Source organism: Pseudomonas sp. PvP001 (assembly GCF_040546375.1).
Taxonomy (GTDB): domain Bacteria; phylum Pseudomonadota; class Gammaproteobacteria; order Pseudomonadales; family Pseudomonadaceae; genus Aquipseudomonas; species Aquipseudomonas coleopterorum.
Genome location: NZ_JBEPNQ010000001.1, coordinates 4,508,478 through 4,532,653 on the forward strand (window position 1 = coordinate 4,508,478; position 24,176 = coordinate 4,532,653).

A 24,176-nucleotide genomic window follows, 5' to 3' on the forward strand; every position below is an offset into this window, starting at 1 on the left:
CGGCCCCGGTCGGCCCCCTCTTTTGCGAACTGGATTGACCATGACCGATATCGACCGCGACGAGTTGCTTGCCCTGTTACTGGATGACGAAGGACTGGACGATGCAGCGCCAGCCACACCCAGCGGGCCGGTCCGCCGCACCGAAGATGGACCGGCGCCGCTGTCGTTCGCCCAGCGCCGTTTGTGGTTTCTTCAACAATATGACGTACACAGCCCGGCCTATAACTCGGCTCGTGCATTGCAGATTCAAGGCCAGCCGGATGTCCCGGCCTTGCAGGCCGCCCTGCGCCGACTGATCGAGCGCCATGCCAGCCTGCGCACGCGTTTCGTGCAAGTCGATGGGCAACCTCTGCAGGTCATCGATCCCGAGGTGAAATTTCATCTGGAATGCGTCGACCTGCCTGACGACACAGGGTTGCAAGCAGCCCTGCGCCAACGCGTCGCCGTACCCTTCGACCTGGGGCAGGCACCTCTGCTGCGCGCCAGTCTGCTGCGCTACCCTGGCGGTGCCGTGTTGCTGTTGTGCCTGCATCACATCGTTGCAGACGCCTGGTCGAACCCGCTGCTGATTGCCGACCTCGGCCAGGCCTATGCCGCCGCCCTGCAAGGCCACGACCGCGCCTTGCCGACACTGCCGCTGGAGTACGCCGACTATGCGACCTGGCAGCGCGAGTACGTTGGCGGCCAGGCGGGCCGCCAGGCTCAGGCCTACTGGCGTGATTATCTGGGCCAGGACGTGCCGGTGCTCGAACTGCCCAGCGACCGACCGCGTCGCGCCGAACCGCGCCTGGACGCGGCGCGTCATGACCTTCGCCTGCCGGCCAGCACGGCCCAGGCACTGCGAGAATTCTGCCGATTGCAGCAGTGCTCGCCCTTCGTGGTGTTGCTGGGCGCCTGGCAAGTGCTGTTGGCGCGCTACAGCGGCCAGCGCGACTTTGCCGTCGGTGTGCCCAACGCTGCGCGCAGCCATGCCCAGGTGCAGAACATCGTTGGTTTCTTTGTCAACACCCAGGTGTACCGCGCACGGCTGGAGCCTGCGCTGACCACGCGTGGGCTGTGCCGCCGTTTGCGCGAGCAAAGCCGTGTCGCATTGGAGCAATCGGATTTTCCCTTCGAGTGCGTCATGGACGGCCTGAATCTGAGCCGAGATCTGCATCACACGGCGCTGTTCCAGGTGCTGTTCAACTTTCGCCATTCGCGGGACGCCCAGGCCCTGCATCTGCCCGGATTGCAGGTGCAGGTGTTGGACGTGGAGCTGGAGAGTGCGCGTTTCGACCTTACCCTCGATGTCATTGCCAACCCTGACGGCATCGATTGCCGGCTGGAGTACGTCACCGCGCTCTATGACGCCGCGACCATCGCGCGCATGGGCCAGCATCTTGCTCAGCTCGTGCAGGGCATGGTCGCCGCGCCCGATCGGTCGGTATTCAGCCTGCCGCTGATGGATGTTGCCGAGCTGTACCAATTGAGCGCCTGGAACGCGACCGACAGTGGCTACCCGCAGTATCCGAGCCTGCCTGCGCTGATCGCTGAACAGGTGCGTGCGACGCCCGCTGCGTTGGCTTTGGTCCATGGCGAAACGCGTTTGAGCTACGCCGAACTGGATGCCCGCGCCAATCAGCTTGCCCATTGGCTGCAAGGGCAGGGCGTTGGTCCGGATGTGCCGGTTGCCGTCTGTGCCGAGCGCTCGGTGGAATTGGTGGTGGCGTTGCTGGGCGTGATCAAGGCGGGCGGTGCGTATCTGCCGCTGGATCCGGAGCATCCGCTGGAGCGGCTGCAGGGCATGCTGGAGGACAGTGGCAATCCGTTGTTGCTGACTCAGAGTGAGTTGGTAGAAAAATGGTCGGACGAGGCGGGTGTTCCTGTTTATGCACTGGAAGATCTGCCCCTGAGCGGCTTGCCGATGAGCGCGCCGGACGTTCTCATCAGTCCGGAAAACCTCGTCTACTGCCTGTACACCTCGGGCTCCACCGGCAAGCCCAAAGCCGTCGGCAATCGCCACGCCGGTCTGCTCAACCGACTGCAATGGATGCAGGCCGAATACGGGCTGACCTCCCATGATCGAGTGCTGCAAAAGACCCCGTACACCTTCGACGTATCGGTATGGGAATTCTTCTGGCCGCTGCTCAGTGGCGCCGTGCTGGTCATGGCTCCGCCCGGTGCGCACCGTGATCCGCAAGCGTTGCGCGAACTGATCGTCGAGCACGGCATCACCACGCTGCACTTCGTGCCTTCGATGCTGCAGGCGTTCGTGTCGGCGGGTGAGTTGCCGGCTTGCACCTCGCTCGAACGCATCATCTGCAGCGGCGAAGCCCTGCCGGCCGAGTTGCAGCGCCAAGTGCTGGCGCAGACGTCTAGCGAGCTGCACAACCTGTACGGCCCGACCGAGGCGGCCATCGACGTCACGGCCTGGGCCTGCCGCGAAGACGGCAGCAGTGTGCCGATCGGCCGGCCCATCGCCAATACGCAGATCCACATCCTCGATGCCGATCTCAATCCGGTACCCGTGGGCGTGGCCGGTGAGTTGTACATCGCTGGGATCAACCTGGCGCGCGGCTACCTGGGTCGCCCCGCGCTGACCGCCGAACGCTTCGTCGCCAACCCCTACGGCGCGCCCGGCTCGCGCCTGTACCGCAGCGGCGACCTGGCGCGCTGGCGCAACGACGGCGCCATCGACTACCTCGGTCGTCTTGATCACCAAGTCAAATTGCGCGGCCTGCGTATCGAACTGGGCGAAATCGAAGCGGTGCTGCTGGCTCACCCGAACGTACAGGAAAGCGTGGTCATCGCCCGTGACGAGAGACTCATCGGTTACTGGGTAGGCGGCGACACGGATGAAGCCGAACTCAAGACCCATCTAGGCCAGCACGTGCCCGACTACATGGTGCCGTGGCGCCTCGTACAGCTCGAAGCCATGCCGCTGTCGGCCAACGGCAAGCTCGATCGCAAGCAATTGCCGACGCCCGAAGGGCAGGTCGCCGTCGAGGCCTACGTCGCACCGCGCAGCGAGGTCGAACGGGCCTTGGCGTCGATCTGGGCCGAGGTCTTGGGTGTCGAACAGGTGGGTGTCGCCGACAACTTCTTCGAGCTGGGCGGCGACTCCATTCTGTCCTTGCAGGTGATCAGCCGGGCGCGGCAGGCCGGGTGGCAATTGAAGCCACGCGATGTGTTCGAGCATCAACACATCGCTGCCTTGGCAGCCGTCGCGGTGGCCTTGGACCACTCTCGTGTCGACAACGGCCCGGTGCAGGGCGAGGCGCCGATCACACCGATCCAGGCGCATTTTTTCGCCCAGGCAGTGCCTGTCCCGGGCCACTGGAATCAGGCATTGCTGCTACGGCCGTTGCAGCCACTCCAGCCACAGGCGCTGGACAAGGCGCTGACCGCGCTGTACGCCCATCACGATGCCCTGCGCCTGCACTTTCACCGAGTCGAAGGCCGCTGGCGCGCACACCACGGGCAAGCTACGGCCTCGCTGCTGCAGTGCCAGAGCCTGGGCGACGCCGGGTCCGAGGCGATCACTGCGCTGTGTGAAGCCGCCCAGCGTGGCTTCGATCTGGACCAGGGGCCGCTGTTCAAGGCCGTGCTCATGGAACTGGGCGACGGCAGCCAGCGGCTGTTGCTGGTCGCCCATCACTTGGTGGTGGATGGGGTGTCCTGGCGCATCCTGCTGGAAGATCTGGCTCGGCTGCACACTCAGGCGCTGGCGGGTTTGCCGCTTGAACTGGCTTCGCGCACGACCAGCTTCAAGGCATGGGGTGAGTACCTCGTCAATGAGGCGCGACTGGGGGTAAGCGAGGCCGAGCGCGACTACTGGCGCACCTATGCGCAGACCCCGGATGCTTCGCTGAACGTGCAGCATCCGCACGGCAGCCGTGCCTTGGCTGACACCGCTCAGGTGCGCGTGCAACTCGATGCGGCGCGCACCCAGGCGCTGCTCGGTGCTGCCAATGGTGCTTATCGCACGCGCATCACCGAGCTGCTGTTGACCTCGCTGGCGCAAACGCTGTGCCACTGGAGTGGTCAGTCGGCGGCGGACATCCTTATGGAAGGTCACGGCCGCACATCCGATGCTGATGCGGATATGGACCTGAGCCGTAGCGTGGGCTGGTTCACCGCCCTCTACCCGCTGCAACTCACGCCCGGCAGTGACGCGCCGGAGCAAGCCATCAAGGCGATCAAGGAACAGCTGCGTGCGGTGCCGGGCGAGGGGCTGGGTCATGGCGTACTGCGCTACCTCGACCGGGGCGAGCTGGCACAGCAACTGGCGGCCCGGACGGCCCCGCAGGTCACCTTCAACTACCTCGGCCAGTTCGATCCGGGTCGTTCGGCCGGCGGACTGTTCGCCTGGGCCGATGAGCCCTTGGGTGCTTCCCTGGACCCCAGCGCCGAGGCCGACAGCGAATGGGTGGTGACCGGCCAGGTGCGTGACGGCTGCCTGCACCTGAGCTGGCGCTACGGCGTCGAGCGTTTCGATACGGTCGTGGTGCAAGCCCTGACGCAACGGTATCTGGCGACATTGGCCGGGCTGATCGACCATTGCCTGAGCCCTGGGGTCGCGGGCGTCACGCCGGCGGACTTTCCGCTGGCGCAGCTCACTCAGGCGCAACTGGATGCCCTGCCGGTGGCCGCGGCCGACCTTGAGGACCTGTACCCCTTGTCGCCATTGCAGCAGGGTTTGCTCTTTCATGCCCTGCAAGGCGGCACCCGCAGCACCTACGTCAATCAGGTTAGCGTGCCGCTCAGCGACGTGGACGGCCTGCGCTTTGCGGAGGCCTGGGAGCGTGTCACCCGCGAGCACGCGATCCTGCGCGCCGGTTTTGTCTGGGACGGCGATCTGCCGCAGCCGCTGCAATGGATTCATCGCCAGTTGCCTTCGCCGGTGCAGCACCTGGACTGGCGCGCACGCCCTGGGCAGCAGGTGCGCCTGGACCTGGCCGAACTAGCTGACGCCCAGCGCGACCAGGGCTTCGACCTGCGCCAACCGCCGCTGCAACGGCTGTTGCTGGTGCGCCTGGGCGAACGGGATTACCAGCTGATCTGGACCCGCCATCACATCCTTCTCGACGGCTGGGCCACCGCGCGAATGCTCGAAGAAGTGCTCTTGCATTATCGCGGCGAGTCGCCGGTGCCGAGCGCGAGCGCCTATCGCGATTACCTGGCCTGGCTGGCACGTCAGGATGGGCAGGCGAGCGAGGCGTTCTGGACCGACCAGCTGCGTCACCTGGATGCGCCGACGCGATTGGCCGACGCCTTGCCGGCAGTGCCCGAGCAGCCGGGACATGGCGATCTGCGCCTGCACGTGGACGAGGCGACCACCGCGACACTGACGGCGTTCGCCCGGCGTGAGCGGGTGACCCTCAACACGCTGGTGCAGGGTGCCTGGAGCCTGCTTTTGCAGCGCTACACCGGGCAGCGCAGCGTGGCCTTTGGCGCCACCGTGGCCGGCCGCCCAGCCGCGCTGGCCGATGCCGAGCGCATGCTCGGGCTGTTCATCAACACCTTGCCGGTCATTCAGGCGCCCGGCCCGCAGCGTCTGTTGGGCGACTGGCTGCGCGAGCTGCAATCGCTCAACCTGACACTTCGCGAGCACGAGCACACGCCGCTGTTCGATATCCAGCGCTGGGCCGGGCAGGGTGGCCAGGCGCTGTTCGACAGCGTGCTGGTGTTCGAAAACTATCCGGTGGACAGCGCCTTGCGCAGCGGCAGTGGCGTGCGGTTCGGCCAGGTCATTTCGCGGGAGACCACCCATTACCCGCTGACCGTGGTGATCCATGCCGGCGATACCCTGAACGTGCAACTGAGCTATCTGCTGAGCGCTTTCGCGGCGGACAGCGTGGCTCGGATCGGCGAGCATTTGCGCAACCTGTTGTTGACGATGGCAGCCCCGGCGCTGGACACGGCTTCGCTACGCCTGGGCGATCTGCGCCTGCTCGATGCGGTGCAGCAACGGCAGTTGTCGGACTGGAACGCTACGGATATTCGGTATCCGTCTTATCCAAGCTTGCCTGCGCTGATCGCCGATCAGGTGCGCGCCACACCCGATGCATTGGCGTTGGTCCATGGCGACACACGTTTGAGCTACGCCGAGCTGGATGCCCGCGCCAATCAGCTTGCCCATTGGCTGCAAGGGCAGGGTGTTGGTCCGGATGTACCGGTTGCGGTGTGTGCGGAGCGCTCGGTGGAGTTGATGGTGGCGTTGCTGGGTGTGATCAAAGCGGGCGGCGCGTATCTACCGCTGGACCCGGAGCATCCGCGGGAGCGACTGCAGGGCATGCTCGAAGACAGTGGCAGTCCGTTGTTGCTGACTCAGAAGCACCTGATGGAAAAATGGCCGGGCGCGGCGGATGTTCCTGTTTATGCGCTTGAAGATCTGCCCCTGAGCGGTTTGCCGATGAGCGCGCCGGACGTCGTCATTGGCCCGGAAAACCTCGTCTACTGCCTGTACACCTCGGGCTCCACCGGCAAGCCGAAAGCCGTCGGCAATCGCCACGCCGGTCTGCTCAACCGCCTGCAGTGGATGCAGGCTGAATACGGCCTGACCTCCCATGATCGAGTGCTGCAAAAGACCCCGTACACCTTCGATGTATCGGTATGGGAATTCTTCTGGCCGTTGCTCAGCGGTGCTTCATTGGTCATGGCTCCGCCCGGTGCGCACCGCGATCCGCAAGCGTTGCGCGAGCTGATCGTCGAGCACGGCATCACCACGCTGCACTTCGTGCCGTCGATGCTGCAAGCGTTCGTGTCGGCAGGCGAGTTGCCAGCCTGCACCTCGCTCAAGCGCATCATCTGCAGCGGCGAAGCTTTGCCGGCCGAGTTGCAGCGCCAGGTGCTGGTGCAGACGTCCAGCGAACTGCATAACCTGTACGGCCCCACCGAAGCGGCCATCGACGTCACCGCCTGGGCCTGTCGTGAAGACGGCAACAGCGTGCCGATCGGCCGTCCCATTGCCAACACCCAGATCCACATTCTGGATGCCGATCTCAATCCGGTGCCGGTCGGCGTGACGGGCGAGTTGTACATCGCCGGCGTCAACCTGGCGCGCGGCTATCTGAGTCGCCCTGCGCTGACCGCCGAGCGCTTCGTCGCCAATCCCCACGGCGCGCCCGGCTCGCGCATGTACCGCAGCGGCGACCTGGCGCGCTGGCGCGAGGACGGCGCCATCGACTACCTCGGTCGCCTCGATCACCAGGTCAAATTGCGCGGCCTGCGTATCGAGTTGGGCGAGATCGAAGCGGTGCTGCTGGCTCACCCGGCGGTGCGCGAGTGTGTGGTGGTTGCCGCAGACAACCAACTGCTGGGCTACTGGGTCGGCGACGCCGTTGACGAGGCCGCGCTTAAATTTCACCTCGGCCAGCACGTTCCTGAGTACATGGTGCCGTGGCGACTGCTGCAACTCGAAGCCATGCCGCTGTCGGCCAACGGCAAGCTGAATCGCAAGCGCCTGCCGCAGATCGAGGTTCAGGCCGTCAAAGGGCATGTCGAACCGCGCACTGACGCCGAACGCGACCTGGCAAGGATCTGGTCCGAAGTGTTGGGCGTGGCGCGGGTCGGGGTGACGGATGACTTTTTCGAGTTGGGCGGGCATTCGCTGCTCGCGACCCGTCTGGCTTCGCAGATCCGCCACCAATTGGGCGTACAGATTCATCTCGGCGCGGTGTTCGACACACCCACCGTCGAGGCGCTCGCTCGGCACCTGGAGCACATTCCGGCGCACGCCCCCGAAGAGGAGGTGGACGCCATGACCCAATTGCTGAACGAACTGGAGCGCATCGAATGAACGACCTGAGCCAACCCCACGGCCCTAGCCTGCGTGACGATCCGTTGCGCCCGTTGGCGGAACGGTTCAACGCGCTTCCAGCGCAAAAGCAGCGGATATTTCTGCAGCAACTGCGCGCAAAAGGCATCGACGCCCGTCGCCTGCCGATCGTCCCGGCACCTCCCGAGGCGCAATCACCGTTGTCCTACAGTCAGAAGCGGCTATGGCTGCTCTGGCAGTTGGAGCCGACCGCCAGCGCCTATCACATCACCGGTGGCCTGCAATTGTCTGGCGAGCTGAACGAGGCCGCTTTGCAGGCGGCGATTGCCGACATCGTGGCCCGACACGCGGTGCTGCGCAGCGACTTCCCCACTCAGGACGGCGAACCGGTGGTGCGCGTGCACGACGTCGATGCCTGCACCGTGACACTGACCCGCGAAGACCTCAGCGACGTATCGGTGTCGGCCCGCGATGCTGCGTTGGCGCGTCTGGCGCAAGAGCAGGCCACACGACCGTTCGATCTCACTCAAGGCCCCTTGCTGCGTTTGTGCCTGGTGCATTGTGAGACCGAGCGGCATGCCTTGCTGGTCACCTTGCACCACATCGTTGCCGATGGCGTCTCGGTCGAACTCTTCGTCGAGGAGCTGGCCAGCGGCTACGCCCGCCGTCTGCGGGGCGATGCCGATGCCTTGCCCAGCCTCGAGATTCAGTACAGCGACTACGCCCGTTGGCAGCGCCTGTGGCTGGAAGCGGGTGAGGGCGAGCAGCAACTGGCGTACTGGCGCGAGCGCCTGGGCACCGAGGAACCGGTGCTGGAGTTGCCGGTGGATCATCTGCGGCCCGGCTTGCCCAGCTACCGCGGCGCCCGGGTCGGCAAAGCCTTGCCCGACGCCCTCAGCCAGCGCCTGCGCCAGTTCGCCCGCGCCCAGCACGCCACGCCGTTCATGGTCCTGCTGGCGGCTTACGGGGTGTGGCTCGGCCGGCTGTGTGGTCAGTCGCAGTTGCGTATCGGCATTCCGGTGGCCAATCGCACGTCCGCCGCCACCCAGGGTTTGATGGGCTGCTTCGTCAATACTCAGGTCTGGCCGCTGCAGGTGTCGCGGCAAGCGTCTTTCGTCGACCAGCTCAAGGCCGTGCGTGAACAGGCCTTGCAGGCTCAGGCTCACCAGGACGTGCCCTTCGAACACCTGGTCGAGGCGCTGCAACCGGCGCGCAGCCTGGGCCGCAACCCGTTGTTTCAGGTGCTGTTCAACCACTTGCAGCGTGGCGACCGTGAGGTGGAGGCGGGCGGCCTGGTGTTCGAGCGTCTGGAGCAGACGGCCCAGACCGCGCAGCTGGACGTGGCCCTGACCACCGAAGAAAACCCCCAAGGCCAGATTACCGCGACCTTCAGCTACGCCACCGACCTGCTCGAGGCTGCCACCGTGCAGGCATGGCACGCGCACTTCGTGCACCTGCTCGAACGGGTGCTGGAACAGCCCGAGCGCGCGCTGCATGAACTGGCGCCGCTGACACCGGCCGAGCAGGCGCAGATGAGCACCTGGAACGCCACTCAGGAAGACTATCCGTCCTACGCGAGCCTGCCAGCGCTGATCGCCGAACAGGTGCGCGCCACACCCGATGCGCTGGCGTTGGTCCATGGCGACACACGTTTGAGCTATGCCGAACTCGATGCCCGCGCCAATCAGCTTGCCCATTGGCTGCAAGGGCAGGGCGTTGGTCCGGATGTGCCGGTTGCCGTCTGTGCCGAGCGTTCGGTGGAGTTGGTGGTGGCGTTGCTGGGTGTGATCAAGGCGGGCGGTGCGTATCTGCCGCTGGACCCGGAGCATCCGCGGGAGCGGCTGCAGGGCATGCTCGAAGACAGCGGCAGTCCGTTGTTGCTGACTCAGAAGCACCTGATGGACGCCTGGGCACGCGTACCGGTTTACGCACTTGAGCTTCTGCCGCTTAGCGGCCAACCTGCGAATGCGCCGGGCGTTGTCATCAGCCCGGAAAACCTCGTCTATTGCCTGTATACCTCAGGCTCCACCGGCAAGCCCAAAGCCGTCGGCAATCGCCACGCCGGTCTGCTCAACCGGCTCCAATGGATGCAAGCCGAATACGGACTGACCGCCAACGACCGGGTATTGCAAAAGACCCCTTACACCTTCGACGTATCGGTATGGGAATTCTTCTGGCCGTTGCTCAGCGGTGCTTCGTTGGTCATGGCTCCGCCCGGTGCGCACCGTGATCCGCAAGCGCTGCGCGAGCTGATCGTCGAGCACGGCATCACCACCTTGCACTTCGTACCGTCCATGCTGCAAGCGTTCGTGTCGGCGGGTGAGTTGCCGGCTTGCACCTCGCTCAAACGGATCATCTGCAGCGGCGAAGCCCTACCGGCCGAGTTGCAGCGCCAGGTGCTGGCGCAGACTGATAGCGAGGTGCACAACCTGTACGGGCCGACCGAGGCGGCAATCGACGTCACCGCCTGGGCCTGCCGCGAAGACGGCAACAGCGTACCGATCGGCCGTCCCATCGCTAACACCCAGATCCACATTCTGGATGCCGATCTCAATCCGGTGCCGGTCGGGGTGGCGGGTGAGCTGTACATCGCCGGCGTCAACCTGGCGCGTGGTTATCTGGGCCGCCCCGCATTGACCGCCGAACGCTTCGTCGCCAACCCTTACGGCGCGCCCGGCTCGCGGATGTACCGCAGCGGTGACCTGGCGCGTTGGCGTACCGACGGCGCCATCGACTACCTCGGTCGTCTCGATCACCAAGTCAAATTGCGCGGCCTGCGTATCGAACTGGGCGAGATCGAAGCGGTGCTGTTGGCTCACCCGAACGTCCAGGAATGCGTGGTCATCGCTCGTGACGAAAAACTGATCGGTTACTGGGTGGGCAGCGGTACCGATGAGACCGAGCTCAAGACACATCTAGGCCAGCACGTGCCCGAATACACGGTGCCGTGGCGCCTCGTACCGCTCGACGCCATGCCGCTGTCGGCCAACGGCAAGCTCGATCGCAAGCAATTGCCAGCCCCCGAAGGGCAGGTCGCCGTCGAGGCCTACATTGCACCGCGCAGCGAGGTCGAGCGGGCCTTGGCATCGATCTGGGCCGAGGTCTTGGGCGTCGAAGAGGTGGGTGTCGCCGACAACTTCTTCGAGCTGGGCGGCGACTCCATTCTGTCCTTGCAGGTGATCAGCCGGGCGCGACAGGTAGGGTGGCAGCTGAGCCCGCGTGATCTGTTCCTGCACCCGACCCTGGCCGCGCTGGCGCAGGCCGCACGCAGCGCCTGTCAGAGTGTAGAGCGAGTGCCGACCGTGGCCAGCGGGCCGGCGCCGCTGACGCCGATCCAGCACTATTTTTTCAGCCAGGACATTGCCCAGCCTCAGCACTGGAACCAGTCGGCCTTGCTGCGCCCGTTGCAGGCCTTGCAGGCCGAGCCACTTCGCGCCAGCCTGGGGGCTCTGGCCGAGCACCACGCCAGCCTGCGTCTGCGTTACCACCAGGGTGCCGATGGCACTTGGCAGCAACGCTACACCGCGTTCAGCCGCGACGACCTGCTGGTGGAAATCGATGCCCCGGACGCCGAAACCTTCCTTCACGAGGCCGAGCGCCTGCAAGCCAGTCTCGACCTGAACGAGGGGCGCGTGTTGCGCGCCGCGTTGCTGGCGTTGAGCGACGGCAGCCAACGGTTGTTGATCGTGATTCATCACCTGGTGGTGGATGGCGTGTCCTGGCGCGTGCTGGTGGAGGACTTGCAGCACGCCTATCGGCAGCACAGCGCCGGCCGGGGGGTGACGCTGGCGCCGGGGGGGGCCAGCTTCGGGCAATGGGGCGAACGGCTGCTGGCCTTCGCGCAAAGCCCGGCGCTGCTCGATGAACTGGAATACTGGCGCGCGCAGACGCAAGGGCAACCGGCTCAGGCCCTGGGTCGCGAAGGCCAGGCCGTGGAACACCGGCTGCGCCTGCCGGCCGAACTGACTCGCCGCCTGCACAAGGAAGCACCGGGCGCCTACCGCACGCGTCTGGATGAACTGCTGCTGGTGGCCCTGGCCCGCGTGCTGTGCCGACACAGCGGCCAGACCTCGCTGAGCGTGGCCCTCGAAAGCCATGGCCGTGGCGCCTTGCCTGCGCCCTACAGCGACGGCCTGGACATCGAGCGCAGCGTCGGTTGGTTCACCAGCCTGTACCCGGTGCGCCTGAGTCCGGGCCTGGGCGATCTGGGCACCGCCATCAAGGCGGTCAAGGAGCAACTGCGCCAGGTGCCGAACAAGGGCATCGGCTACGGCGCGCTGCGCTACCTGGGCCCGTCGTCCGCCCAGGCGTCGCTCGCCGAGCAGGCCTCGCCACAGGTGATGTTCAACTATTTGGGCCAATACGACACCGGCTTCGACGCTCAGCGCCTGTTCACCCTGGCCAGTGAACCGCAGGGCCGGCAGCGCGACGACGAGGCGCCGCTCAGCCATGCATTGACGGTCAATGCGCGCCTGGTGGAAGGCCAACTGCACTTCGACGCCCGGGCCGACGCCAGTCATTACAGCCCCTCGCAACTGGAGTGTCTGCTGGACGATCTGCGCGCCGAACTGAGCCTACTCGCCGCCCACTGCCTGGCCCCGGAGAACGCGGCACTGACGCCTGCCGACGTACCGCTGGCCGAACTGACCCAGGCTCAACTCGACGCCTTGCCCCTGGCCGCACGCGACGTGGAAGACCTCTATCCGCTGTCGCCTCTGCAGCAAGGCCTGCTGTTCCACAGCCTGCAAGGCGATGCCCAGGCGGCCTACGTCAATCAGATCGATGTGGTGCTCGAAGGGCTGGATCTGCAGCGGTTCCTGCAGGCCTGGGACAGCACCGTGCAGCAGCACGCCACCTTGCGCAGCGTGTTCCTCGGGCAAGGCGAACTGCAGGTGCCGCTGCAGGCCGTTCTGCGCCGCTGCCCGGCCGTGGCGCAGGTGGACGATGCCCGTGGGCTCACCCAGCAGGCGCTGGACGACTGGGCGGCTGCAGAGCGCTCGAAAGGGTTCGACCTCACCTGCCTGCCGCTGCAACGGGTGCAGTTGTTGCAGCTGGACGCCAACCGTTGCCGCATGATCTGGACCTTCCACCACATTCTGCTGGATGGCTGGAGCAGTGCGCGCCTGATCGGCGAGGTGCTGCAACGTTACGCGGGCGAGCAGCCGCTGGCGCCGCGCAGCCAGTATCGCGACTACATCGCCTGGTTGGGTACCCGCGACGGCGAGGCTGCGCAAGCGTACTGGCAGGCGCGTCTGGCGGTGCTGGACGGACCGACGCTGCTCGCTCAAAGCCTGCCGGCCCAGGACACACAGGGCCTGAGCGATGTAACCGGTCATGGGGTGATCCGCAGCGGCCTGTCGGCCCAGGACACCCAGCGCCTGCGCCAATTTGCCCGTCGCCAGCGGGTGACCCTCAACACCCTGGTGCAGGGCGCCTGGATTCTCTTGCTGCAAACCTACACCGGGCAGGCGCAGGTGGCGTTCGGCACGACCGTATCGGGCCGGCCCACGGCGCTCGACGATGCCGAGTCTGTGGTGGGGCTGTTCATCAATACCGTTCCGGTGATCGGCAGTGGCGAGCCGGGCGAAAAAGTGGGTGAGTGGCTGCGTGGACTGCAAGCCCGCAGCGCCGACGCGGGGGAGTACGAACACACGCCATTGGCGGACATTCTGCGTTGGGCAGGGTTGGGCGGGCAAAGCCTGTTCGACAGCCTGCTGGTGTTCGAAAACTACCCCGTCGACCACGCCATGCGCCAGCGCAGCGGCGTGCGTATCGAAGCATCGAGCACGCGTGAAGCCACCCATTATCCGTTGTCCGTGGCGATCTTCGCCGGTGAGACGCTGGACATCACCTTCGGCTACCGCCGCGATGCGTTTGCCGCGGCGCGCGTCGAGGCGCTGGTGCAGCACCTCAACAGCCTGCTGCTCGGTCTGATCGCAGACGCCCAGCAGCCGCTGGCGACGATCAGCCCGCTCGGCAGCCGCGAATACCGCCAGGTCATGGCCTGGGGCACCTCGGACTACGCACCGCACGCGTTCATCAGTGTGCAGCAGCGCATCGCCGCCCATGCCGCTGCCGATCCGCAGCGCGTCGCCTTGATCTGCGCCAGTGAGACCCTCACCCGAGGTGAACTGGAGCGGCAGGCCAACCGTCTGGCCCATGCCCTGATTGCCCGCGGCATCGGTGCGGAGATGCGCGTCGGCGTGGCGCTGCAGCGCTCCAATCGGCTGCTGGTGGCGTTGCTCGCCGTGGCCAAGGCCGGTGCCGCCTTTGTGCCGCTGGCGTTGGACTACCCCCGCGAACGTCTGGGCTATGTGCTGCAGGACAGCGGCATGAGCCTGCTGATCACCGAGCAGCTGGCGCACGAGAGGTTGCCCGAAATGCCGGGACTGCCGCTGCTCGACCTCGACCGCGAGGCGCTCGACGACTACAGCGAGCACGCCCCCGAGGTCGGTGTGCAGGCGCAGAATCTCGCCTACCTGATCTACACCTCAGGTTCCAGCGGCACGCCCAAAGGGGTTGCGGTCGCTCATGGTCCGCTGGCCATGCATTGCGCTGCCACCGCGCCGCTGTACGACATGAGCGAGGCCTCCCGCGAATTCCACTTCATCTCATTCGCGTTCGACGGCGCCCACGAGCGCTGGATGACCGCCCTGACTTGTGGCGCCAGCCTGGTGCTGCGCGACGAAGAACTGTGGTCAGCGGCGCGCACCTTGCAGACCTTGGCCGAACAGCAGGTCACCAACGCCGGCTTCCCGCCGGTGTACCTGACGCAGCTCGCCGCCGAAGCCCAGGCGCAGGGGCAGGCGCCAAAGTTGGACCTGTATTCCTTCGGTGGCGAAGCCATGCCCCAGGCCAACTTCGAACGCATCCGCCAGACCCTGGCGCCGCGCACCTTGATCAACGGCTACGGGCCCACCGAAACCGTGGTCACGCCGCTGGTATGGAAGGTCGCAGCGAGCCAAGCTTGTCGCTCGGCCTACGCCCCCATCGGCCGACCGGTGGGTGACCGTCGTGCCTACATTCTCGACGCGCGCCTGCAACCGGTGCCGGCCGGGGTCAGCGGCGAGCTGTACCTGGGCGGCAGCGGCCTGGCCCGTGAATACCATGACCGACCGGCGCTCAGCGCCGAGCGCTTCGTGCCGGATCCGTTCGGCGCACCCGGTGCGCGCATGTACCGCACCGGCGACCGCGTGCTGTGGGGCGCCGACGGGGTCATTGAATACGTGGGTCGCATCGACCAGCAGATCAAGATTCGCGGCTATCGCATCGAACCCGGCGAGGTCGAGGCCTGCATTCAGCAGCACCCCGAGGTCGAAAACTGTGTGGTGCTGGCCCGGCCTTCACCGTCCGGCGTGCGGCTGGTCGCCTATGGCGTGGCCACGTTGGCGGCAGATGAATCGACTCTGGAATCTCGGGTCAAGCAGGCGCTGGCCGAGCAGTTGCCGGACTACATGATCCCGTCCCGCTTGCTGTGGTTGCCGCAATTGCCGGTAACGCCCAACGGCAAGCTCGACCGGGCCGCGCTGCCGATTCCGGACTGGCACGCGCAGAGCGGCGATTTCCTTGCACCTCAGGGTGAGGTGGAGATCGTGCTGGCTGGCCTCTGGCAACAGTTGCTGGGCGTGGAGCGCGTGGGCGCGAACGAAAACTTCTTCGAGTTGGGCGGCGACTCCATCGTGTCCCTGCAGCTGGTTGGCCGGGCGCGCCTGGCCGGCGTGCTGCTGACGCCCAGGCAGGTGTTCGAACAGCAGACCATTCGGGCCCTGGCCCAGGTTGCCAAGCGCCAGGCAAGTGTCGTCCAGGCGCAGGGGCCGGTCACCGGTTCCGCGGCGTTGACGCCGATCCAGGCGTGGTTTTTCGAAAGCCCGATCAGCGCGCGGCAGCACTGGAACCAGTCCGTCCTGCTGCAGGCGACCGAGCCCCTGAACGCCACGCTGCTCGAAACGGCCCTGCAGACCTTGGTGGCCCACCACGACGCCTTGCGCCTGCGTTTCGTCGAGGACGACGACGGCCACTGGCAGCAGTCTCACGCCGAAACGGCCACAGTGCCGCTGGACCAGTTGCAGGTTACCGACAGCGCGCAAATGACCCAGGCGTGCAGTCGCAGCCAAGCCCTGTTGAATCTGAGCGAAGGCCCGCTGCTGCGCGCGCTGCTGCTCGATACGGCGCAGGGGCAGCGTCTGTTGCTGGTGGCTCACCACCTGGTGGTGGACGGTGTGTCGTGGCGCATCCTGCTCGATGATCTGCAACGTGTGTATGAACAGTTGCAGGCCGGCCGGACGCCGACCCTCGGGCACAAGACCAGTGCGTTCCAGCGCTGGGGCGAAGTGCTCCTGGAGCAGGCGCCTGCGCGCCTGGCGGAGCTGGATTTCTGGCGCGCTACGGTTGCGGCCGGGGCTGTCAGCCTGCCGCTGCTGGACGCTGCGGGCAGCCGCCGTCGTGACCAGGTCCGCGAGTGTCAGGTGCGCCTGGCCGAGCCCCTCACGCGTCAGTTGCTGACCCAGGCGCCGCAAGCCTATCGCAGCCGCGTCGATGAACTGCTGCTCACCGCGCTGGCCCGTGTGGTCTTGCGCGCCACCGGCGGTCAGAGTTTGCTGGTGGCTCTGGAAGGCCATGGTCGCGAGGTCCCGGCGCAATACAGCGATGTCGACCTGAGCCGCAGCGTCGGCTGGCTCACCAGTGTCTACCCGGTGCGCCTGCACACCGACCCCGAAGCGGACGCCGGCGTGGCGATTCGCGGCATCAAGGAACAGCTGCGCCGGGTTCCCGATCACGGTATGGGCTACGGCATCCTGCGCTACCTCGGCGAGCCGCAGGTGCGCGCCGAACTGGCTGTCGGGTCGCAACCCTCGATCACCTTCAACTACCTTGGCCAGACCGATCTGGGCATGGAAGCCCAGGGCTTGTTCCGCCTCGCCCGCGAGCGTGGCGGCGACGATCAGGCGCCCGATGCGCCGCTGGGCAATGAGCTGGTCATCAATGCCCAGGTGCGCCAGGGTGAGCTGCACATGAACTGGCAGTACAGCGGCGCGCGGCTCGCCTCGGCCTGGATCGAGGCTTTGGCCCAAGCCTGGTGCGACGAGTTGCAACAGCTCATCGAACATTGCCTGCAGCCGGACGCACAGCGTTTCACGCCTTCGGACTTCGCCTTGGCTGGGCTGGATCAAGCGACGCTGGATGGCCTGCAACTGCCCGTCGATACCGAAGCACTGTATCCGCTGTCGCCGTTGCAGCAAGGCATGCTCTTCCATGCCTTGCAATCGCCCGATGAAAGCCATTACCTCAACCAACTGAGCCTGGCCATCGACGGCCTGGATGCAGCCCGCTTCCAACAGGCCTGGGATACCACGGTCGCTCGCCATGACGTGCTGCGCACCGCGTTCCTCTGGGAAGGGTTGAGCCAGCCCTTGCAAGCCGTGCGGCGCAGCGTGCCGTCGGTGGTGCGCCTGCTCGACTGGCGTGACCGGAGCGAGGGCGACGGTGCGGTCGAGGCGTTGGCGAAGGAGGAGCGTGACGAAGGTTTCGATCTGGCGAGGGCGCCCTTGCTTCGCGTGCTGCTGGTACGCCTGGACGAGCAACGCTACCAGTTGATTCTCACCAGCCATCACCTGTTGCTCGACGGCTGGAGTTCGTCGCGGCTGATCGCCGAGGTGCTGCAGCACTATCGCGGCGCGCCGCCTGCCGAACCGGCCGGGCGTTTCGTCGACTACGTGCAATGGCTGCAGCAACGCGATCTGGCCGAGCGCGAACGGTTCTGGCGTGAACGCCTGGTCGATCTGCACGAGCCGACCTTGCTCGCCAGCACGGTGAGCGGCGCGGGCGAGGGCGTGGGTCACCGCCAGCACCTCTGGCAATGCGATGCGGCGACGACCGCACGCCTGAGCGCCATCGCCCGCCGCAAGCGGGTCACCTTGAACACCTTGGTGCAAGGTGCCTGGAGCCTGTTGCTGCAGCGCTACAGCGGGCAGGCCACGGTGGCGTTCGGCGCAACGGTGGCCGGTCGTCCGGCGCAGTTGCCCGAGGCCGAACGCACGTTGGGGCTGTTCATCAACACATTGCCGGTGATTCAGACGCCGCTCCCTCGGCAGCCGCTGGGCGACTGGCTGCGGCAGTTGCAGGGCGTGAACAGTGCGCTGCGCGAACATGAACACACACCGCTGTTCGAGATCCAGGGTTGGGCCGGGCAGGGTGGCCAGGCGTTGTTCGATACGCTGCTGGTGTTCGAAAACTATCCGGTGGAACAGGCCCTCGGCGAGGCCAGCGGTTTGCGTTTCTCACCCGTGCAGCGTCACGAAACCACTCATTATCCGCTGACCCTGGTGATCCACGCGGGGGCGCAGTTGCAGATCGAGTTCAGCTATCGCCAGGACGCGTTCATCGAAGCCGATGTCCTGCGCTTCAGCGAACACCTGGCCGGGCTGTTGGCGCAGTTTGAGGACAGCCAGCGTCCGTTGGCCAGCCTGACCTTGCTGAGCCCTGCCGAGGTCCAGCAGATCAAGGCGTGGAACGCGACCGATAGCGGGTATCAGCAGTATCCAAGCCTGCCGGCGATGATCGCCGAACAGGTGCGCGCTACACCCGATGCGCTGGCGTTGGTCCACGGCGACACGCGTTTGAGCTATGCGGAACTCGATGCCCGCGCCAATCAGCTTGCCCATTGGCTGCGAGGGCAGGGCGTTGGGCCGGATGTGCCGGTTGCGGTGTGTGCCGAGCGCTCGGTGGAGTTGGTGGTGGCGTTGCTGGGTGTGATCAAGGCGGGTGGCGCGTATCTGCCGCTGGACCCAGAGCATCCGCGGGAGCGGTTGCAGAGCATGCTTGAGGACAGTGGTAGCCCGTTGTTGCTGACTCAGAGTCATCTGTTGAACACATGGTCGGGCGAAGTCAGGGTGCCGGTGCACGCTTTGGAGCGCCTGCAGTTGGACGCGCAATCGATCACCTCGCCGAACGTCGTTATCAACCCGGAAAACCTCGTCTACTGCCTGTACACCTCGGGCTCTACCGGCAAGCCCAAGGCCGTTGGCAATCGCCACGCGGGTCTGCTCAACCGACTGCAATGGATGCAGGCTGAATACGGTCTTACCGCCCATGACCGGGTGCTGCAGAAAACCCCTTACACCTTCGATGTATCGGTATGGGAGTTCTTCTGGCCGTTGCTCAGCGGCGCCGCATTGGTCATGGCACCGCCCGGTGCGCACCGTGATCCCCAAGCGTTGCGCGAGCTGATCGTCGAGCACGGCATCACCACGCTGCACTTCGTGCCGTCGATGCTGCAAGCGTTTGTGTCGGCAGGCGAGTTGCCGGCCTGCACCTCGCTCAAGCGCATCATCTGCAGCGGCGAAGCCCTGCCGGCCGAGTTGCAGCGCCAGGTGCTGGCGCAGACCAATAGCGAGCTGCACAACCTGTACGGCCCGACCGAAGCGGCGATCGACGTCACCGCCTGGGCCTGCCGCGAAGACGGCAGCAGCGTGCCCATCGGCCGTCCCATCGCCAACGCGCAGATCCACATCCTCGATGCCGATCTCAATCCGGTACCGGTCGGCGTGGCGGGCGAGTTGTACATCGCCGGCGTCAACCTGGCGCGCGGCTACCTGGGTCGCCCTGCGCTGACCGCCGAGCGCTTCGTTGCCAACCCCTACGGCGAGCCCGGCTCGCTTATGTACCGCAGCGGCGACCTGGCGCGCTGGCGCGAGGACGGCGCCATCGACTACCTCGGCCGTCTCGATCATCAGGTGAAATTGCGCGGCCTGCGTATCGAGTTGGGCGAGATCGAAGCGGTGCTGCTGGCTCACCCGGCGGTGCGTGAATGCGTGGTCATCGCCGGCGACAACCAACTGCTGGGCTACTGGGTCGGCGACGCCGTCGATGAGGCCGCGCTTAAATTTCACCTCGGCCAGCACGTTCCTGAGTACATGGTGCCATGGCGACTGGTGCAACTCGAAGCGATGCCGCTGTCGGCCAATGGCAAGCTGGATCGCAAGCGCCTCCCACAGCCCGAGGGGCAGGGCAGCTCCGGTGCCCATGTCCCGCCGAGCACCGATGCAGAACGCGCCCTCGTGGCGATCTGGGCCGAGGTCTTGGGGCTGGAGCAGATCGGTGTCACCGACAGTTTCTTCGAGCTGGGCGGGCATTCGCTGAGCGTCATGCAGGTGCGCGCCCAGTTGCAGCAGCGTCACGGCTGTCACCTACCGATCAACGCTTTCTTCGATCACGTCACCGTGCAGAAGTTGGCCCGGCAACTGCCCAGCGACGTGTTCGCCGCAGCGGCCGATCACCGCGAGCGGCTGAACGACATGTCCCGCTGGCTGGATGAATTCGAGGTTTGAGATGAGTATCGACCCGCATCAAATCGCCCACCGGTTTGCCGAGCTGAGCCCCGAGCGTCGCCAGGCCTTCCTGGCTCGGCTCGAGGAAAACGGCATGCGCTTCACCGACCTGCCCATGGTCGCGGTGCCGCGCTCGCCCACAGCGCCGCTGTCGCTGGCCCAGCGCGGTCTGTGGATCGCCTGGCAGCGCGAGCCCGACAGCCCGGCCTACAACCTGGCGGGCGTGTTGCGCCTGGGCGGGCTGCTGAACGTCCAGGCGCTGGAGCAGGCCTGCAACGATCTGCGTGCCCGGCACGAAGCGCTGCGCACCTCGTTCGCCCAGGATGCCGATGGCGAGCCGCAGCAGTGCATTCATCCGCATCAGTTCCAAGCCCTGGTGTGCCTGGAACTGGACGAAGCCGGCTCGCAGCAGCGGGCTCGGGTATTGACCCGGGAGCCTTTCGATCTGATGGGCGCCCCGGCGCTGCGTCTGGAACTGCATCGCCTGGATGCGCAGCAGCATCGTCTGGTGATCGTGCTGCATCACATTCTCGCCGACGGCTGGTCCATCGGCCTGATCATCGAAGACCTGGCCGCCGCGTATGCCGCACGCTGCAAAGGCCACCCCGCGCAATGGCCGGCGCTGGCCGTGCAGTACGCCGATTACGCCGGCTGGCAGCGGCGCTGGCTGGAGGCGGGCGAACAAGCGCGCCAGCTCGACTACTGGCGCGAGCAACTGGGCGATGACCACACGCCCCTGGCGCTGCCGCTGGACCGTCCACGCAGTGCACAGCGCGATGCCCGCGGTGCCAGCGTCCGGGTGCAGGTAGCCGCCGACACCAGCGCGCGCTTGCGCAGCCTGGCCAAGGCGCAGGGGGCAACCACGTTCATGGCCATGCTGGCCGTGCTCAAGCTGCTGCTGGCGCGCCAGAGCGGCGCCGACCGCGTGCGCATCGGCTCGCCGTTGGCCAACCGCACCCGCGCCGAAACCCAGCGCGTGGTGGGCTACTTCACCACCCTGAGCGTGTTGAGCACCGCCGTCGATGAGCGGCAGAGCTTCACCGCGCTGCTGGATCGAGTGCGCAGCACCCTGTTCGAGGCCCAGGAACATGCGCAGCTGCCCTTCGACCAACTGGTGCAGGCGCTGGCACCGCCGCGCGAGGCCGGCACCCACCCGCTGTTTCAGGTCAAGTGCACCGAGCAACCGGCCAGCCGTCCGCAGCGTTTCGCCGAGCTGTCCATGAGCCTGGAAGGTTTGACCGCAGGGGAGGTGCATTTCGACTTGAGCGTCGACTTCACCGACCGCGCCGAAGGCATCGAGGTGTCGATCGCCTATGCCTGCGACCTGTTCGACGCCGTGCGCATCGAGCGCTTCGCCGCTCGGTTGTTGTCACTGACCGAAGCGGTGAGCCATGAGCCCGAACGGCGGCTGCTCGAATTGGCCGTTGAATGCGAGAGCGACGAGGGCGCACCGGCGGTCGAGGCCCAGGACGTAGTGAGCCTGTGGCACCACCAGCACCGCCTCGACCCGGATGCCGTCGCCTTGACCGGTGCCGGCATGAGTTTCAGTCGCGCACAGGTCGAACACGCAGCCGACGCCCTGGGCCAATGTCTGCTCGCACAGGGCGTCGGGCCCGGCGCACGGGTGGCGCTGCTGAGCGCGCGCACGCCGGCCATGGTCGTCGGTATCCTCGCGGTGCTCAAGTGTGGTGCTGCCTATGTGCCGGTCGATCCGCGCTGGCCGACAGAACGGCAGGCGGCGATATTGGCCGACAGCGGGGTCTGTCTGGTGCTGGGCGCCGATCCCCAGGTGCCGGGCCTTGCGTGGCTGGCCCTCGATCTGGACATGGACGCGCCGCCGTCGCCATCGCCGCTGCCCTGGCCGCGGACGGTGCCCGAGCTGCCGGTGTACCTGATCTATACCTCCGGCTCCAGTGGCACGCCCAAGGCCGTCGTCGCCACCCGTGGCAACCTGGCCGCCTATGTCGCAGGCGTCGGCCAGCGCCTGCAGTTGCCCGCGCAGAGCCGCTTCGCCATGGTCTCGACGGTGGCCGCCGACCTCGGCCACACGGTGCTGTTTCTCGCCCTCAGCCAGGGGGGTGTGTTGCACCTGGCCGACGAAGAGCAGGCCTTCGACCCCGATGCCTTCGCCCAATGGCAGAGCGAGCAGGGCAGCGACGTGCTGAAGATCACCCCCAGTCATTTGCAGGCCCTGCTCAATGCCCGCGATCCGCTGCATGTGTTGCCGCGGCACACCTTGATCCTGGGCGGCGAAGCGACGTCCTGGGCGCTGCTCGACGAGATTCGCCGGCTTGCTCCCCAGCTGCGTGTGTTCAACCACTACGGCCCCACCGAAACCACGGTCGGTGCGCTGTGCCAGAACGCCGCCGATGCCGATCGCCTGCGCGCGCGAACCTTGCCCATCGGCACGCCGCTGCCCGGCGTACAGGCGCGTGTGCTGGATGCCTACCTCAACCCGGTGGCCGACGGCGTGGTCGGTGAGTTGTACCTGGGTGGCGTTGGCGTGACCCAAGGGTACTCAGCGCGTGCGCAGCTGACCGCAGAGCGATATGTGCCCGATCCCTATGGCGCGCCCGGTGCGCGTTTGTACCGCAGCGGTGATCGCGTCCAGCGTTTGCCCGACGGCAGCCTGGAGTACCTGGGGCGCAGCGACGATCAGGTGAAGATTCGCGGCTATCGCGTCGAGCCGGGGGAGGTCGCCACGGCCATTCGCCGCTTGGCCGGCGTCGGCGAGGCGGCGGTGATCGCGGTCGCTGGCGAAGACGGCGCTCACCAGTTGCACGCGTATGTGGTGCTGACGGCTGAGACCGACGTGGCCACGTTGCGCCAGTCCCTGACAAGCCAGGTGCCGGACGCGCTTGTGCCGTCTCACTGGACCGTGTTGGACAAGTTGCCGCTCACCGCCAATGGCAAACTCGATCGGCGGGCCTTGCCCACAGTGGAGCCGGCGCTGCCGACCCGCGAGGGCCCACAGGGGCCGACCGAGCAGGCCCTGGCGCAGCTGTGGTGCGATCTGCTCGGGCGCAGCGATATTCCACGCAGCGCATCGTTTGCCGAACTGGGCGGCGACTCGCTGCTCAGCCTCAAGCTGCTCGCGCGCATCCGCAAGCAGGGGCTGCAAGGCGAGCGTAAGCTGACCCTGGCGGACGTGCTCAATGCCTCCAGCCTTGCTGCCTTGGCGGAGCGCCTGACACCGCCGCCGGTGGCCGAGCCCGAGGTGGTGTTTCTGAGCCGTTCCGGCCATGGCGCGCCGCTGTTCTGTCTGCCTGGGCTGATCGTCAACAGCAGCGAATTCAAGCCATTGGCGGCCGCACTGGGCGAGGATCGGCCGGTGTATGGTTTCGTCAGCCATGTCTACACCGAGCAGCGCTGGCGCGGCTACCACGTGCTGGCGCTGGCCAGCGAATACGCCGAGTACATCGTCCGTACCGTCAAGGGGGGCCGCTGCGCCTTGCTCGGCTGGTCATCCGGAGGCGAACTGGCGCTGGAAACCGCACGCTTGCTGCAAGGACGCGCCCAGGTCGAGTTCCTCGGCCTGGTAGACGTGTTCGAATCGGTGCCCTTTCATCCACGCCAGCCACTGGACGCTGGCACCCGGGATCGCGCGCAGCCGCTGCTGGAACACTGGCTGGCGCGTTCGGCCATGGCGACGCAATGGCGCGGGTTGTTCGCGCTGATGGACGCGCGCGAACGCGACGCGTTGGCCGAGCACGTACTGGCCCACGAGGGCCAGTTGCCCTGCGACGGACCGGATCTGCTGTCCCGCGAATTCGAGCAATGGGCATTGCTCGACAAGCGCTTGAAAGCCGCGCGCCATGTGCTCGAACCCCTGGTCATAGCGGCGCACGTCTGGCAGGCCGAGGACTCCCTGACCCGTAGCGAGCGCCTGCGCGACTGGAACGGGTTGGTCGAGGTGGTTGAGCAGCGCTGTGTAGCGGGTGCGCATCACCTGGACATCGTCCGTCACCCCGGCTTCATGGTCGATCTGGCGCAGGCCCTGAAGACCCTCGAAAGGGGCAAGCGACCAGAGGTGGCTAAATTCGCCGAGGCCACGAGCGTCTTCTAGGAACACGTCACCCGAAGGCCGCAGG

3 protein-coding genes are annotated in these 24,176 nt (G+C 66.4%); all 3 read left to right on the forward strand.

The window, feature by feature from the left end; translation table 11 throughout:
* Positions 1-40 precede the first annotated feature (40 nt).
* From ABMD26_RS20720 to ABMD26_RS20730, 3 genes are read left to right on the forward strand one after another with little or no spacing between them, the layout of a single operon-like run.
* Positions 41-7,780, forward strand: coding sequence for a non-ribosomal peptide synthetase (locus ABMD26_RS20720; protein ID WP_354311505.1), 7,740 nt, complete (start codon positions 41-43; stop codon positions 7,778-7,780).
* Entirely contained in the window at positions 7,777-20,085 is a 12,309-nt protein-coding gene (locus ABMD26_RS20725) for a non-ribosomal peptide synthetase (RefSeq protein WP_354311507.1), read from the forward strand. Before ABMD26_RS20720 ends, ABMD26_RS20725 begins: the two co-directional genes overlap by 4 nt.
* A gap of 1 nt (position 20,086) precedes the next feature.
* On the forward strand, positions 20,087-24,151 hold the full coding sequence (locus tag ABMD26_RS20730; protein ID WP_354311509.1) for a non-ribosomal peptide synthetase: 4,065 nt from the start codon (positions 20,087-20,089) through the stop codon (positions 24,149-24,151).
* Positions 24,152-24,176: the final 25 nt, after the last annotated feature.

What these genes read in the sequence shown, in the direction of transcription:
- ABMD26_RS20720 (WP_354311505.1), top strand. Translation starts at nt 41, where the DNA reads ATGACCGATATCGACCGCGACGAGTTGCTTGCCCTGTTACTGGATGAC.
- ABMD26_RS20725 (WP_354311507.1), top strand. Translation starts at nt 7,777, where the DNA reads ATGAACGACCTGAGCCAACCCCACGGCCCTAGCCTGCGTGACGATCCG.
- ABMD26_RS20730 (WP_354311509.1), top strand. Translation starts at nt 20,087, where the DNA reads ATGAGTATCGACCCGCATCAAATCGCCCACCGGTTTGCCGAGCTGAGC.